Consider the following 14,191-nt stretch of genomic DNA (forward strand, 5'->3'; position numbering starts at 1 on the left):
GGGGCGGGGCTCGCGTGGCCCGGCGGCTGGGCGGGGGCCGGGCTGCTCGCGGGGATGGTGCTGGTGCTCGTACCGCTCGGCAGGCTGATGCTGCGCTCGCGGTGGCTGGTCTGCGGGTGCGCGCTGCTCCTGGTGCTGGCCGTGGTGCGGCCGGTGCCGGTGACGCGGGCGCTGGGGGCCTGGCCGCCGGCCGGGTGGCGGTTCGTCATGTGCGACGTGGGGCAGGGGGACGCGACCGTCCTCGCCGCCGGGGCGGGCACCGCGGTGGTGGTCGACGCGGGGCCCGATCCGGACCTGGTGGCCGGGTGCCTCGACCGGCTCGGTGTGCGGCGGGTGCCGCTCGTGCTGCTGACCCACTTCCACGCCGATCATGTGGCGGGGCTCGAAGGGGTGCTGCGGGGCCGGGCGGTCGGGGCCGTGCAGACGACGGCTCTCGCGGAACCGGCGGGGCAGGCGGCGGCGGTGCGGCGTACGGCGGCGGAGCACAGGGTTCCGGTGCTCACCGCGGCGGCGGGGGAGCGGCGGGCGGTCGGCGGGGTGAGCTGGGAGGTGATCTGGCCACCCGCGGGCGGTGGCCCGGTCGGCGACGACGGGCCCAATGACGCGAGTCTCGTGCTGTCGGTGCGGACCGGTGGGGTGCGCTTGTTGCTCGCCGGGGACGTGGAGCCGGCGGTGCAGCGGGAGCTGCTGCGGCGGCCGGGCGGGGCCCCGCGCGTCGATGTGCTGAAGGTGCCGCACCATGGTTCGGCCTATCAGGAGGGGGAGTGGCTGAGACGGGTGGCGCCCCGGCTTGCGCTGGTCTCGGTCGGAGCCGACAACGAGTACGGGCACCCGGCCTCTCGTACGCTCGACGCCCTGCGCGGCACCGGAGCACTCGTCGAACGGACAGATCAGCACGGGGGATTGGCGGTGACGGGCGGCCCTGCGGCAGGACGGGGCGGAGCGGGGGAAGGGAAGGGGGCGGTACCGCTGGGTGTGGCCAGGGAGCGGTGAGGGCCGGGTAGGGGGAGCCTGTGGATGAGGGTGGCGGTGGGGCGTGGTGCGGAAAAGGGGTGGATGGGGGAGCAGGGGGAGCCAAGCATGAGGGGATGACTGCGAGTGGAGAAGTACGGGACACGTCCGGTGCGCGGCCTGTCGCGTTGGTGACCGGGGTGGGGCGCACGGTCGGTATCGGGGCCGGGGTGGTGCGCCAACTGGCGCTCTCGGGGTGGGACATCGCGTTCACGCACTGGAACGCGTACGACGCGCGGATGGAGTGGGGTGAGGAGGAAGGAGCGAACGAGGCGATCCGGGCGGAGCTGGTGGAGCGAGGGGCGGCGTGCGCGGCGATCGAGGCGGATCTCGCGGACCCGGAAACGCCGGAGCGGGTCTTCGCGGAGGTGGAGAGCCGGCTCGGCGCGGTGACGGCGCTGGTGCTGTGCCACTGCGAGTCGGTGGACTCGGGGTTGCTCGACACGACGGTGGAGAGCTTCGACCGGCACTTCGCGGTGAACGCGCGGGGAAGCTGGCTGATGATCAGGGAGTACGGGCGGCGGTTCAGGGGGCCGCACGGCAGCGGGCGGATCGTGGCGCTCACGAGCGATCACACGGCGGGCAACCTGCCGTACGGGGCGAGCAAGGGGGCGCTGGACCGGATCACGCGCGCGGCGGCGCGGGAGCTGGCCGGCCTCGGCGTCACGGCGAACGTGATCAATCCGGGGCCTGTCGACACCGGGTGGATGCCGGGGGAGACGCGGGAGCACGTGCGCGAGGCGACGCCGCTCGGCCGGCTCGGCACCCCGCGGGACACCGCGCACCTCGTCGACTTCCTGTGTTCGCCGCGCGGGCAGTGGGTCAACGGTCAACTGCTCATGAGCAATGGTGGATTCGCGTAGGGAGGGAGGCTGGACTTACCGCACGTAACGGAGGTGAGCTGGAGGGACGCCAATCGGAATGTCAAATTCAGGTCAAACGGTGGAGCTCGGGGGGTGTCCGGCATTCCTACGATGTGGCCCCGTGTTGCCTCGAAAGCCTCAGCAGTGGTCGAATGTTTGAGCCTGAGGGCTCAAAATCGATCACGAAAAGCAGGGGTGTCCGGTAGATGTTCGGCCTGGGGACGAAGAACCGTGTGAGTGGCGGGCGTGGGAGAACGGCGCTCGCGGAAGCGGTTCTCCCGGACGGAGCTGGGCTGTTCAGCTGCCGGGTGCTCGATCCGGTGGGCGAGCCGCTCGCCGGGGCGGAGTGCTCGCTCACCGACGCGCGGGGGCGGAAGGTGGCCACGGCGGGGGCCGATCCGTTCGGTTCCTTCGTGGTCTCGGTCGCGGAGGGCGAGTACCGGCTCGCGGTCGGGAGCGAGGGGTACACGCCGCACCGGGGCGATGTCCTCGTACGGGACGGGGAGCACACCGACCTCGGCGCGCTCACGCTCCAGGCGGCTGCGCCGCCCGCGCTGCCCTCGCCGGGCGACTGGGAGATCGATCCGACGCACTCGTCGATCGCGTTCACCGCGCGGCACATCGGGCTCGCCCGGGTGCACGGGAGGTTCAACACCTTCGCCGGGGTCGTGCGGATCGGTGAGCGGGTCGAGGACTTCGCGATGCACGTGCTGATCGACGCGGCCTCGATCGACACGAACGTACGGATGCGGGACGACCACCTGCGCTCCGCGGACTTCCTCGACGTGGGCGCGTACCCGACGCTGGAGTTCTACAGCGAGCGGTTCGCGCACCGGGGCGGGGGCCGCTGGGGCGTCACCGGAGCACTGTCACTCCACGGGGTGACGCGCACGGTCACGCTCGACGTCGACTACCTGGGCCTGGGCAATGGCATGGAGGGGGAGCAGCGGGCGGCGTGCCGGGCGACGACCGAACTGCACCGCGACGACTACACCGTGAGCTGGCAGACCATGCTCGCGCGCGGGATCGCCGTCGTCGGCCCGAGCATCACCATCGAGCTGGACGTCCAGGTCATTCCGAAGCAGGGGTGAGGCGCGGGGCCGGGTACGGACCCCGTGGTCGGGACAACGCGGCGCATACGGCAGGATCTCCGCGTGAACGACGAGAACGACGTGAACGTGGCGCACGTGCTGGTGCTGCCCGACCGTGACGCCGCCGAGGAGGCGGCCGAGGAACTGGCCCGCCGCTACGAGCTCGGCAGCGAGCCGGAGATCGTGCGCGAGGCACTGGCCGGCGAGGACGATGCCGAGGACGCGCAGTGGCTGATCGTGCTCTCCGAGGACGCGGGGGAGTTCGACGCGCGTGAACTGGACGAGTTCGCGAGTGAGTGGGACGGCTGGCACGAGACACCGTGACGGTGGGGGGTCGGCGTCGTCATGGTGGATGGGCAGCGCCGTGACGGTGGGCCGGTCGCCGTCGCCGGGGCCGGGCTCGTTGTCGGTGGCGCGTGGGATGCTTGGCGGTGATGGCCAGGAAAAACGCTGACGACGACCCGCTCGCTCCGCTCACGCTCGCCGTGGGGCAGGAGGAGCTGCTGATCGACCGCGCGGTGCGGCAGGTGGTGCTCGCCGCGCGGGCGGCCGACGCCGACACCGATGTGCGCGAGCTCACGCCCGACCAGCTCCAGCCCGGCGGACTCGCCGAGCTGACGAGTCCCTCGCTCTTCGCGGAGCGCAAGGTCCTCGTCGTGCGGAACGCGCAGGACCTCTCCGCCGACGCGGTCAAGGAGGTCAAGGGCTATCTGCCCACGCCCGTGGACGAGGTCGTGCTCGTGCTGTGCCACGCGGGCGGGGCCAAGGGCAAGGGGCTGCTCGACGCGGCACGCAAGGCCGGGGCGCGTGAGGTCCCGTGCCCGAAGATGACGAAGCCGGCCGACCGGCTCGCCTTCGTGCGCAACGAGTTCCGTACGACGGGGCGTTCGGCGACGCCCGAGGCGTGCCAGACGCTCGTGGACGCGATCGGCAGCGACCTGCGCGAGCTGGCCGCGGCGGTCTCGCAGCTCACCGCGGACGTCGAGGGCACCATCGACGAGGCGATCGTCGGGCGCTACTACACGGGCCGCGCGGAGACGTCGAGCTTCACGGTCGCCGACCGGGCCGTGGAGGGCCGGGCCGCCGAGGCGCTGGAGGCGCTGCGCTGGTCGCTGTCCACGGGCGTCGCGCCCGTCATGATCACGAGCGCGCTCGCACAGGGTGTGCGGGCCATCGGCAAGCTCTCCTCGGCGCGGGGCGGGCGCCCCGCCGACCTGGCCCGCGAGCTGGGCATGCCGCCGTGGAAGATCGACCGGGTGCGGCAGCAGATGCGCGGCTGGACCCCGGACGGCGTCTCGCTCGCACTGCGCGCGGTCGCCGAGGCGGACGCCGGGGTGAAGGGTGGCGGCGACGACCCGGAGTACGCCCTGGAGAAGGCGATCGTGACGGTCGCCCGCGCGGCCCGTTCCCGCCGCTGAGGCGCGGCGCCCGCAGGTCGGCGGCGCGGCTTCCGCCGGTCGGCGGCTTCCCCCGGCGCCGAGAGGCCCGAAGCCCTCGGCGGAGCCGCCCGAAGCGGTCAACTGAGCGGCCGGCATCCCTCAGCAGAACTGCGCCCACTCAGTAGAACTGTGCCAACTCAGTAGAACTGCGCCAAGCAGAACTCGTGGCCCTCGGGGTCCGTCATGATCACGACGACCCCCTCCTCGTACTCGTGGCGCTCCCCCGTCGCGCCGCCGCCGAGGGCGAGGACCTGGGCGATGCCCGTCGCGATGTCGTCCACCGCGACATCGAGGTGCAGACGGACCTTTCCCCGGCGCGGCTCACGCACCGGCTGGAAGACGAGGCGGGGCTGCGCGTCGTCGACGTGGCCCAGGTAGACCCAGCCGGGCATCGAGGGGCCGCGCGGCCGGTCCAGGAGCGTGCTCCAGAAGGCCGCGACGCGTTCCACGTCGACGCAGTCGACGGTCACGCCGACCCAGCGGTTCGCCATGCCCGCACCCCCGTGGTGATCGTGCCGGTACGCCGATGACCCCGCCCCGTCGCATGGACGGTGGCGGGGTCATCGGTCGAGTCCTGTGTGCCTTCGGCGGCTGTGGGCCGGCGCGATCCCGCACCCGCGTGGCGAACGCTAGGCCGCATACGGGATCTGTCGGGACGGGACGGGGAGCGGTAGAGAGGGCCCGCTGGGTCCCCGTCGTCCCGGGGACGACGGTCGGTGCCGGAAGGCGGAGGAGGCTCAGCCCTGGAGGGAAGCGGCCTTCGAAGCAAGCGCCGACTTCTTGTTGGCGGCCTGGTTCTTGTGGATGACGCCGGAGGAGACGGCCTTGTCGAGCTTGCGCGTGGCGACACGCGTCAGCTCCTGGGCCTTCTCGACGTCACCCGCGGCAGCGGCCTCGCGGGCCTTGCGGACCGCGGTCTTGAGCGAGGACTTGACGGCCTTGTTGCGCAGGCGCGCCTTCTCGTTCGTCTTGTTCCGCTTGATCTGGGACTTGATGTTCGCCACGAAAGAGCCTTTTCAGCTGCAAGCGCGCGGCCGGAACCGCGCGAATGTTTCGGTTGAGTGCGCGTGTCCCCGAGCTGAGAGGGCCGGGAGACACACAGTGCACCAGGCTAGCAGTCGCTCGCCGAGCGGCCCAAACCGCCTGTCGCCCGTCGCGCATGGGACGATGGGTGCCTACATATCCGACCGACTGCCCGAAGCCCGAGCCAGAGGCGGCCGGCCGCTCCGTGCCGGACGCCTCAAGAATCAGGACCCCGCGTGCCCGCGACCCCTCTCCATGTGCCCGAGCCGAGCCGTACCGACCCGGCGCTGATCAGGAACTTCTGCATCATCGCGCACATCGACCACGGCAAGTCCACGCTCGCCGACCGGATGCTCCAGCTGACCGGGGTGGTGGAGCAGCGGCAGATGCGCGCCCAGTACCTCGACCGCATGGACATCGAGCGGGAGCGCGGCATCACGATCAAGTCGCAGGCCGTGCGGCTGCCCTGGGCCCCCACCGAGGGCGAGGGGCAGGGCAGCACGCACATCCTCAACATGATCGACACCCCCGGCCACGTCGACTTCACCTACGAGGTCTCTCGCTCGCTCGCCGCCTGCGAGGGCACGATCCTCCTCGTCGACGCGGCCCAGGGCATCGAGGCGCAGACCCTCGCCAACCTCTACCTGGCGATGGAGAACGACCTCACGATCATCCCGGTCCTCAACAAGATCGACCTCCCGGCCGCGCAGCCCGAGAAGTTCTCCGAGGAGCTGGCGAACCTCATCGGCTGCGGGCCGGAGGACGTGCTCAAGGTCTCGGCGAAGACCGGCGTGGGCGTCGAGGCGCTGCTCGACCAGGTCGTCGCGCAGATCCCGGCCCCGGTCGGGGTCGCGGACGCCCCGGCGCGCGCGATGATCTTCGACTCGGTGTACGACTCGTACCGCGGTGTCGTCACGTACGTACGTGTCGTGGACGGTCAGCTGAACAAGCGCGAGCGCATCCGCATGATGTCGACCGGCGCGACCCACGAACTGCTCGAAATCGGTACGAACTCGCCCGAGATGCTCGCCGCCGACGGTCTCGGCGTCGGCGAGGTCGGGTACTTGATCACGGGCGTGAAGGACGTGCGGCAGTCAAAGGTCGGTGACACGATCACCAGCCAGTCCAAAGGCGCCGAGGAGGCGCTCGGGGGCTACAAGGACCCGAAGCCCATGGTCTTCTCGGGCCTCTACCCGCTCGACGGCTCGGACTACCCCGAGCTGCGCGACGCGCTCGACAAGCTCCAGCTCAACGACGCCGCGCTGGTCTACGAGCCGGAGACCTCCGCCGCGCTCGGCTTCGGCTTCCGCGTCGGTTTCCTCGGTCTGCTGCACCTGGACGTCATCCGTGAGCGTCTTGAGCGCGAATTCGGTCTCGACCTGATCGCGACCGCGCCCAACGTGGTCTACCGCGTGATCATGGAGGACGGCACCGAGCACACCGTCACCAATCCGAGCGAGTTCCCCGAGGGGAAGATCGACGAGGTCTACGAGCCGGTCGTGCGCGCGACGATCCTCGCGCCGAGCGAGTTCATCGGCCCGATCATGGAGCTGTGCCAGAGCCGGCGCGGCGTCCTCCTCGGGATGGACTACCTCTCCGAGGACCGCGTCGAGATCCGCTACACGCTGCCGCTCGCCGAGATCGTCTTCGACTTCTTCGACCAGCTCAAGTCCAAGACGCGCGGATACGCCTCGCTCGACTACGAGCCCACGGGCGAGCAGACCGCGCAGCTCGTCAAGGTCGACATCCTCCTGCACGGCGACAAGGTCGACGCCTTCTCGGCGATCACCCACCGCGACGCCGCGTACGCCTACGGGGTGCGGCTCGTCGCCAAGCTCAAGGAGCTCATCCCGCGCCAGGCCTTCGAGGTCCCGGTGCAGGCCGCGATCGGCTCCCGGGTCATCGCCCGCGAGACGATCCGCGCGATCCGCAAGGACGTCCTCGCCAAGTGCTACGGCGGTGACATCTCCCGCAAGCGGAAGCTCCTGGAGAAGCAGAAGGAGGGGAAGAAGCGCATGAAGATGGTGGGGTCCGTGGAGGTTCCGCAGGAAGCCTTCATCGCCGTCCTCTCCAGCGACGAGCCGGGCGGCAAGAAGAAGTAGCCGCGCGCCCGCCCCGCGGCGGGGCGGGCGCCGCACCGGTTCCGGCCCGACGGGCCCCGTACGCCTTGAGGCGCGGGGCCCGTCGTCGTGCCCGGCTGCTCGTACGGGGGCGACGACGGCCCCGTATGCGCGCGTGCGCCCGGCCCGTATCGCGAGCCCCGCCTCCCGGTCCGTACCGGGAGGCCCTTACCGGAAGCGGAGCCGGGACGGAAGGGGCGGGCGGGGCGGATGTGGTGAACAGAGCGGGTGTCAGGCCCTTACGCGCAGGCCAGGCTCGTTCTACTCTGATCACCACCCCTTAGTTACTCACCAGTTAAACAACGCGCAGGAACGCTCAGTACACGTCTCGAACCATTCACTACCAGTCGCACGCAGAGTCGCGGGCCCGGAGGATGTCGTGAGCGACACACAGACCATGATCGAGAACCGTCCGCCCTCCGTGGCGCACCTCTTCCTGGAGCGCGTCGCCGCGACCCCGGACGCGGAGGCGTACCGCTACCCGGTGCCGCCCGCCTCCGGCGAGGGGCCGTCGGACTGGGCCTCGCTGAGCTGGGCGCAGGCCGACGAGCGCGTCGAGCGGATCGCGGCCGGGCTCATCGTGCTCGGCATCGAGCCCGAGCAGCGCGTCGCGCTCGCCGCGGCGACCCGCGTCGAGTGGATCCTCATCGACCTCGGCATCATGTGCGCGGGCGCCGCGACCACGACCGTCTACCCCTCGACGAACACGAAGGAATCGGCGTTCATCCTCGCCGACTCCGACAGCCGTGTGGTCTTCGCGGAGGACGCGACGCAGCTCGCGAAGGTACGCGAGAACCGTGCCGGGCTCCCCGAACTGCACCATGTCGTCGTTCTCGACGCGGAGGGCGTCACCGCGGACGCCGCGGACCCGGACGGCTGGCTGCTCACCCTCGCCGACCTGGAGAAGCGCGGTCAGGAGTACCTCGCCACGCACCCCGAGGCGATCAAGGAGCGCATCGAGGCGATCACGAAGGACCAGCTCGCGACGCTGATCTACACCTCCGGCACGACGGGCCGCCCCAAGGGCGTGCGCCTGCCGCACGAGGCGTGGTCCTACATGGCCAAAGCGATCAAGGCGACGGGGATGGTCCTGGAGGAGGACGTCCAGTACCTCTGGCTGCCGCTCGCCCACGTCTTCGGCAAGGTGCTCACCTCCGGGCACATCGAGGTCGGGCACGTCACCGCCGTCGACGGCCGGGTGGACCAGATCATCGTGAACCTTCCCGTGGTCCGGCCCACCTACATGGCCGCCGTGCCCCGCATCTTCGAGAAGGTCTACAACGGCGTCGCCGCGAAGGCGCGCGAGGGCGGCGACGCCAAGTTCAAGATCTTCCAGTGGGCCGCCGGGATCGCCCGCGAGTACGCGAAGACCTCGCAGGACAACTTCCGCCGCACCGGGACCGCGACCGTCCCCTTCGGGCTGCGCGCGAAGCACGCCGTCGCCGACCGGCTCGTCTACGGCAAGATCCGCGAGGCGATGGGCGGCAGGCTGCGCGCCGCGATCTCCGGCTCCGCGGCGCTCGCCCCGGAGATCGGCTTCTTCTTCGCCGGGGCCGGGGTGCACATTCTGGAGGGATACGGGCTCACGGAGTCGAGCGCGGCCTCGTTCGTGAACCCGGGGGAGGCGTACCGCACCGGCACGGTCGGCAAGCCGCTCCCCGGCACCGAGGTGCGGATCGCCGAGGACGGCGAGATCCTGCTGCGCGGCCCCGGCATCATGGCCGGCTACCACGGGCTGCCCGAGAAGACCGCCGAGGTCCTGGAGCCGGACGGCTGGTTCCACACCGGCGACATCGGCGAACTGTCCGTGGACGGCTATCTGCGCATCACCGACCGCAAGAAGGACATCATCAAGACCTCCGGCGGCAAGTACATCGCCCCGGCCGAGGTCGAGGGCCAGTTCAAGGCGATCTGTCCGTACGTGTCGAACATCCTGGTCCACGGCGGGGACCGCAACTTCTGCTCCGCGCTCATCTCGCTCGACGAGGAGGCGCTGCTCGCCTGGGCGAAGGAGAACGGGCTCGACGGCAAGCCGTACGAGGAGATCGTGGCCGACGCGAAGACCGTCGAGATGGTCGACGGGTACGTGCGGGAGCTGAACGAAGGGCTCCAGCGGTGGGAGACCGTGAAGAAGTTCCGGCTGCTGCCGAGGGACCTCGACATCGAGCACGGGGAGCTGACGCCGAGCCTGAAGATCAAGCGGCCGGTGGTGGAGCGGGAGTACGGGTATCTGCTGGACGAGATGTACGCGGGGGCGCGGGAGGCGTGACGGGGGTGGGGTGCCCTCTCTGCGGAGGGGGCACCCTTCGTGGGGCTCTGCCCCACACCCCGCTCCTCAAACGCCGGAGGGGCTGGAGTGTGGCGCGGGGTGGATGTGCGGGTGCGGGGTGGATGTTCTGGTTGAGGCCGTGGCGGGTGTGCGGGAGGGGTCGGTTCGCTGCATGATCGTCGTATGAACTCATCCTCTGCGCCCGTTGTCGTTCATCCCCCCGGGAGTGACGGAGGGCGGCGGGTGCAGGTGGACGGGGAGGTGCTGGGGGTGGCGTACGGGATGGGCGACCTCGTGGAGTTCCTGCGGCGGGCGGGGCTGGAGGACGCCGAAGGGGCCGTGGCCTCCGACGGCGGGTTCATCGACTGGCGCGGCGAGGGACCCGGCGAGTGGGCTGCCTAGAGGCTCACGCTCGGTGACCGCTTCGGGCCTGGGACAATGGACCCCATGCCTTCCGCACTTCCCGACGGTGAGCCCGTGCCCGAGAACGGGGCGCTTCCGGCGCAGGCCCTGGACGGGGCCGCCGGGCGCCCGCTCGGCTTCTACCTGCACGTCCCCTACTGCGCCAGCCGCTGCGGGTACTGCGACTTCAACACGTACACGGCGACCGAGCTGCGCGGTACGGGCGGCGTACTCGCCTCGCGCGACAACTACGCCGACACCCTCGCCCAGGAGATCCGCCTCGCGCGCCGAGTGCTCGGCGAGGACCCGCGCCCGGCCCGCACCGTCTTCTTCGGCGGCGGTACGCCCACGCTGCTGCCCGCCGCCGACCTCGTACGGATGCTCGCCACCGTACGGGACGAGTTCGGCCTCGCGCCCGACGCCGAGGTGACGACCGAGGCGAACCCGGAGTCCGTCGACCCCGCGTACCTCGAAACCCTCCGTGAGGGCGGTTTCAACCGCATCTCCTTCGGGATGCAGAGCGCCAAGCCGCACGTCCTGCGCGTCCTCGACCGCAACCACACCCCCGGCCGGCCCGAAGCCTGCGTCGCCGAGGCGCGCGCGGCCGGGTTCGAGCACGTCAATCTCGACCTCATCTACGGCACCCCGGGCGAGAGCGACGCGGACTGGCGTGCCTCGCTCGAAGCGGCGATCGGCGCGGGGCCCGACCACGTCTCCGCGTACGCCCTCATCGTCGAGGAAGGCACCGGCCTCGCCCGCCGCATCCGGCGCGGCGAGATCCCGATGACCGACGACGACGAGCACGCCGACCGCTACCTCATCGCCGACGAACTCCTCGCGAAGGCCGGTTTCGACTGGTACGAGGTCTCCAACTGGGCGACCGGCGAACCCGCGCGCTGCCTGCACAACGAGCTGTACTGGCGCGGCGCCGACTGGTGGGGAGCGGGGCCGGGGGCGCACAGCCACGTCGGGGGCGTCCGCTGGTGGAACGTGAAACACCCCGGTGCCTACGCCGCCGCGCTCGCCGAGGGCCGCTCCCCGGGGGCCGGCCGCGAACTGCTCGGCGCGGAGGACCGCCGGGTCGAGCGCATCCTTCTGGAACTGCGACTGAGCGAGGGCTGCCCCCTCGACCTCCTCCTCCCGGCGGGTCGCGAGGCCGCAGCACGGCACCTCGCCGACGGACTCCTCGATCCCGGGGCGTACGCGAAGGGGGCGGCCGTTCTCACGCTGCGGGGGCGGCTGCTCGCCGACGCGGTGGTGCGGGACCTCGTGGACTGACGAGGCGGCGGTCGGTGTACGGGTGTGCGCTGGACGGCTCTCAGTCCGCGGGGATTTCGGTGTACAGGTGTGCGCGGATGCGGGCGAGGGTGCCGGCGTTCTCGGTGAACAGGTGTGCACTCATTCCGGCCGTCTCCGCCGCCGCGACGTTCGGCGGGGCGTCGTCGACGAAGAGGCAGTCCCGGGCCCGTACGCCCAGCCCCTCGCACACGGCCGTATAGGCGCGCGGATCGGGCTTGTTGAGGCCGGTCTCGTGCGAGTACGAGAGGTGCTCGACCAGCGTGTCGAAGCCGTACCGGGCCGCCTCGCGCTCGCGCGCGCCGACGAAGCTGTTGCTCAGGATGCCGAGGCGGCAGCGACCGCGCAGGCTCCGGACGAAGGCGATCAGCTCGGTGTTCGGGGCCCCCAGGTACTCCGCCCACAGGTCGTCCATGAAGGCGTCGAGCCCGGCGGCGCCGAGCCCGAGCCGCACGGCCACCTGCTCCCGCACCGCCGCCTCGTCGATCCGCCCGACCGCCCCCGCCTCCCACACGTCCGCCATCCGGGCCCCCACCGCCCCGGGCGCGAGCCCGAGCCGCTCCTCCCAGCGCGCGACCCAGCCCGTCTCGGGCGTGAACTCAAGGACGCCGCCTATGTCGAGCACGAGCGCTTTCATCCGGTGTTCCTCCTCCTGGGGCGAAGGGCCGCCCCTGCGTGGGGGCAGGCTGGGGTCTGCCCTGGGGGGAAGGTCAACGCCGTGGGCGCGTTTCCTCGTACGGGTGGGCGGCGGGGAACGGGGCGGATCGGCTCCTCCGAAGCTGCCACGCTGCCCGTGACCGCGCGGGACGGCCGAGACGACCGGAGGAACGATGCCCTTGCGCAGCCCGTACGCACTCTTCGCCGCGACGGAGGCACCGGAGGGGTACCGGGGCGAACTCCTCGCGGGCGAGATCGTGTGGACCGGTGGCGAGGACCTCGTGCACAACACGATCGTCGAGTCCGTGACGGACCAGGTCCCGCGTCCGCCGTGGCGACGGCTGAGCCGCCAGCTCGTCCGTCCGGCCGGGTGCCCGGACAGCGCGCCACGCCCCGATGTCCTCGTCGGAGCCGGGGACTTCACGGACCACGACGGTCTCGCGCTGCCCGCCTCCGTGGTCGAACTCGTCGTCGAGGTCGTCTCCCGGACCAGCATCGACCGCGACTACGGCGTCAAGCGCTCGCTCTATGCCGCCGCCAAGATCCCCGCCTACCTGATCATCGACCCCATGGCCGCCCGCTGTCTCCTCCTCACGGAGCCCTCCGGGGAGGGCGACAAGGCGGACTACGAGGTCGAGCGCGCCCGGGAGTTCGGGCAGCCGGTGCCGCTCGCCGTGCTCGGGGACGTGGAGATCGCGACCGGGGAGTTCGGGACGCTGCCGCCCGTACGGCTGCACCGACGGCCCTGAGAAACGGTCAGGACTGGTCGGGAACCGTCACGAAGTCGATCAGTTCCTCTACGCGGCCGAGCAGTTCCGGTTCCAGGTCCTTGTACGAACGGACGCGGGAGAGGATGTGCTGCCAGGCGGCGCCCGTGTTCTCCGGCCAGCCGAGCGCGCGGCAGACGCCCGTCTTCCAGTCCTGCCCGCGCGGGACGCGGGGCCAGGCCGCGATGCCGACCGAGGACGGTTTCACCGCCTCCCAGATGTCGATGTACGGGTGCCCCACGACCAGCGCGTGCGGGCTCGCGACGTCCGCCGCGATCCGCGCCTCCTTCGAGCCCGGCACCAGGTGGTCGACCAGGACGCCGAGCCGCGCGTCGGGCCCCGGCGCGAACTCCTCGACGATCGCGGGGAGATCGTCGACGCCCTCCAGGTACTCGACCACGACGCCCTCGATCCGCAGGTCGTCGCCCCACACCCGCTCCACCAGTTCCGCGTCGTGCCGCCCCTCCACGTAGATCCGCCCCGCCCGCGCCACGCGCGCCCGCGACCCCGGAACCGCGAGGGAACCGGAGGCGGTACGCGAAGGGGCCGCCGGAGCCGCGGAAGGCCGTACGAGCGTGACCGCGCGGCCCTCCAGCAGGAAACCGCCTTCCACGAGCGGGAAGACCCGCGTCTTGCCGAAACGGTCCTCCAGCGACACGACGAGCCCCTGCGCCGTCTTCTCCCAGCCGGTCACCGCGCCGCAGAACCCGCTCGCCACCTCCTCCACGACGAGATCCCGCTCCAGCGGGACCTGAGGGACGGTCCGCCGCTTCTTCCAGGGCGGGGTGAGGTCGGGAGAGTACGCGCGCATTCCTAGGACGATAGGAACGTACGGCCGTCCGGGCGACCACGACACGCCGTACGGGCCCGTCGCACCGCCCGGACATGCAGCATGCCGACACCGGCCCGCTCACCACCCGCGGACGCGCCCCCGCCCCCGGGCCGCTCGTATCCCTCGGCCGCTCACGCCACCCCGAACCGCCGCGCCAGCGCGTCACGCTGGCGCCGTACGAACGCCGCGTCCACGAGCGCACCGTGCCCCGGCACGTACACCGCCTCGTCGCCGCCCAGCGCGAGCAGCCGGTCCAGCGCCTCGGGCCACCGCGCCGGGACCGCGTCGGCCCCCGCCTGCGGCTCGCCCGATTCCTCCACGAGATCTCCGCAGAAGACCACCGTCCGCTCGCCCGGCACCACGAGCACGAGGTCGTGGCCCGAGTGCCCGGGCCCCGCGTCGGCGAGCAGCACGCGCCGCC

At 71.6% G+C, this 14,191-nt stretch carries 15 protein-coding genes; 10 read left to right on the forward strand and 5 right to left on the reverse strand.

Annotated features, from left to right (window positions below; all coding sequences use genetic code 11):
* The 5 genes from G3I42_RS25665 to holA form a co-directional block, all read left to right on the forward strand.
* Positions 1-993: MBL fold metallo-hydrolase (locus G3I42_RS25665; RefSeq protein WP_164289744.1), on the forward strand; the 993-nt coding region annotated here is incomplete at its 5' end.
* A 95-nt stretch (positions 994-1,088) separates the two neighbouring features.
* Positions 1,089-1,874, forward strand: a complete 786-nt coding sequence (locus tag G3I42_RS25670; RefSeq protein WP_164289746.1) for an SDR family oxidoreductase — start codon at positions 1,089-1,091, stop codon at positions 1,872-1,874.
* A 206-nt stretch (positions 1,875-2,080) separates the two neighbouring features.
* Entirely contained in the window at positions 2,081-2,965 is an 885-nt protein-coding gene (locus G3I42_RS25675) for a YceI family protein (RefSeq protein ID WP_164289748.1), read from the forward strand.
* A gap of 63 nt (positions 2,966-3,028) precedes the next feature.
* Positions 3,029-3,289 carry a hypothetical protein gene (locus G3I42_RS25680; protein ID WP_343244666.1) on the forward strand — a complete coding sequence of 87 codons (261 nt, stop codon included), beginning with the start codon at positions 3,029-3,031 and terminating at the stop codon, positions 3,287-3,289.
* Between the two features lie 110 nt (positions 3,290-3,399).
* Entirely contained in the window at positions 3,400-4,383 is a 984-nt protein-coding gene (gene holA / locus G3I42_RS25685; RefSeq protein WP_164289752.1) for a DNA polymerase III subunit delta, read from the forward strand.
* 158 nt (positions 4,384-4,541) lie between these two features.
* Here holA and G3I42_RS25690 read toward each other — a convergent pair whose 3' ends face one another.
* Both G3I42_RS25690 and rpsT read right to left on the reverse strand, forming a co-directional pair.
* Positions 4,542-4,895 (reverse strand): VOC family protein, encoded by a 354-nt coding sequence (locus G3I42_RS25690; RefSeq protein WP_164289755.1) that lies wholly within the window; start codon positions 4,893-4,895, stop codon positions 4,542-4,544.
* 246 nt (positions 4,896-5,141) lie between these two features.
* Positions 5,142-5,408, reverse strand: coding sequence for a 30S ribosomal protein S20 (gene rpsT / locus G3I42_RS25695; protein ID WP_007827162.1), 267 nt, complete (start codon positions 5,406-5,408; stop codon positions 5,142-5,144).
* Between the two features lie 255 nt (positions 5,409-5,663).
* Here rpsT and lepA point away from each other — a divergent pair, with 255 nt between their 5' ends.
* From lepA to hemW, 4 genes are all read left to right on the forward strand, one after another.
* Entirely contained in the window at positions 5,664-7,529 is a 1,866-nt protein-coding gene (gene lepA, locus G3I42_RS25700; RefSeq protein ID WP_164289757.1) for a translation elongation factor 4, read from the forward strand.
* 397 nt (positions 7,530-7,926) lie between these two features.
* Complete coding sequence (locus G3I42_RS25705) at positions 7,927-9,816, forward strand: long-chain fatty acid--CoA ligase (RefSeq protein ID WP_164289758.1); 1,890 nt, start codon at positions 7,927-7,929, stop codon at positions 9,814-9,816.
* Positions 9,817-9,999: 183 nt separating this feature from the next.
* Positions 10,000-10,218: a hypothetical protein gene (locus G3I42_RS25710; protein ID WP_164289760.1), complete on the forward strand. Its 219-nt coding sequence runs from the start codon at positions 10,000-10,002 to the stop codon at positions 10,216-10,218.
* A gap of 45 nt (positions 10,219-10,263) precedes the next feature.
* Positions 10,264-11,496 (forward strand): radical SAM family heme chaperone HemW, encoded by a 1,233-nt coding sequence (gene hemW, locus G3I42_RS25715; RefSeq protein ID WP_164289762.1) that lies wholly within the window; start codon positions 10,264-10,266, stop codon positions 11,494-11,496.
* Positions 11,497-11,536: 40 nt separating this feature from the next.
* Here the strand turns inward: hemW and G3I42_RS25720 are convergent, their stop codons facing one another.
* The gene (locus G3I42_RS25720) at positions 11,537-12,151 is read right to left on the reverse strand and encodes an HAD family phosphatase (protein WP_164289764.1); all 615 of its coding nucleotides are present in this window, start codon (positions 12,149-12,151) and stop codon (positions 11,537-11,539) included.
* Between the two features lie 193 nt (positions 12,152-12,344).
* On the opposite strand from G3I42_RS25720, the gene G3I42_RS25725 reads away from it, so the two are divergent.
* Complete coding sequence (locus G3I42_RS25725; RefSeq protein ID WP_164289766.1) at positions 12,345-12,920, forward strand: Uma2 family endonuclease; 576 nt, start codon at positions 12,345-12,347, stop codon at positions 12,918-12,920.
* A 7-nt stretch (positions 12,921-12,927) separates the two neighbouring features.
* Here the strand turns inward: G3I42_RS25725 and G3I42_RS25730 are convergent, their stop codons facing one another.
* Together G3I42_RS25730 and G3I42_RS25735 are read right to left on the reverse strand one after the other, a co-directional pair.
* Positions 12,928-13,749 (reverse strand): DUF3097 domain-containing protein, encoded by an 822-nt coding sequence (locus G3I42_RS25730; RefSeq protein ID WP_164289768.1) that lies wholly within the window; start codon positions 13,747-13,749, stop codon positions 12,928-12,930.
* A 152-nt stretch (positions 13,750-13,901) separates the two neighbouring features.
* Positions 13,902-14,191, reverse strand: a 290-nt coding sequence (locus tag G3I42_RS25735; RefSeq protein ID WP_164289770.1) for an MBL fold metallo-hydrolase, incomplete at its 5' end; no start/stop codon positions are given.

Origin of the sequence: Streptomyces sp. SID11385, from assembly GCF_010548245.1 — a bacterium.
Lineage (GTDB): Bacteria > Actinomycetota > Actinomycetes > Streptomycetales > Streptomycetaceae > Streptomyces.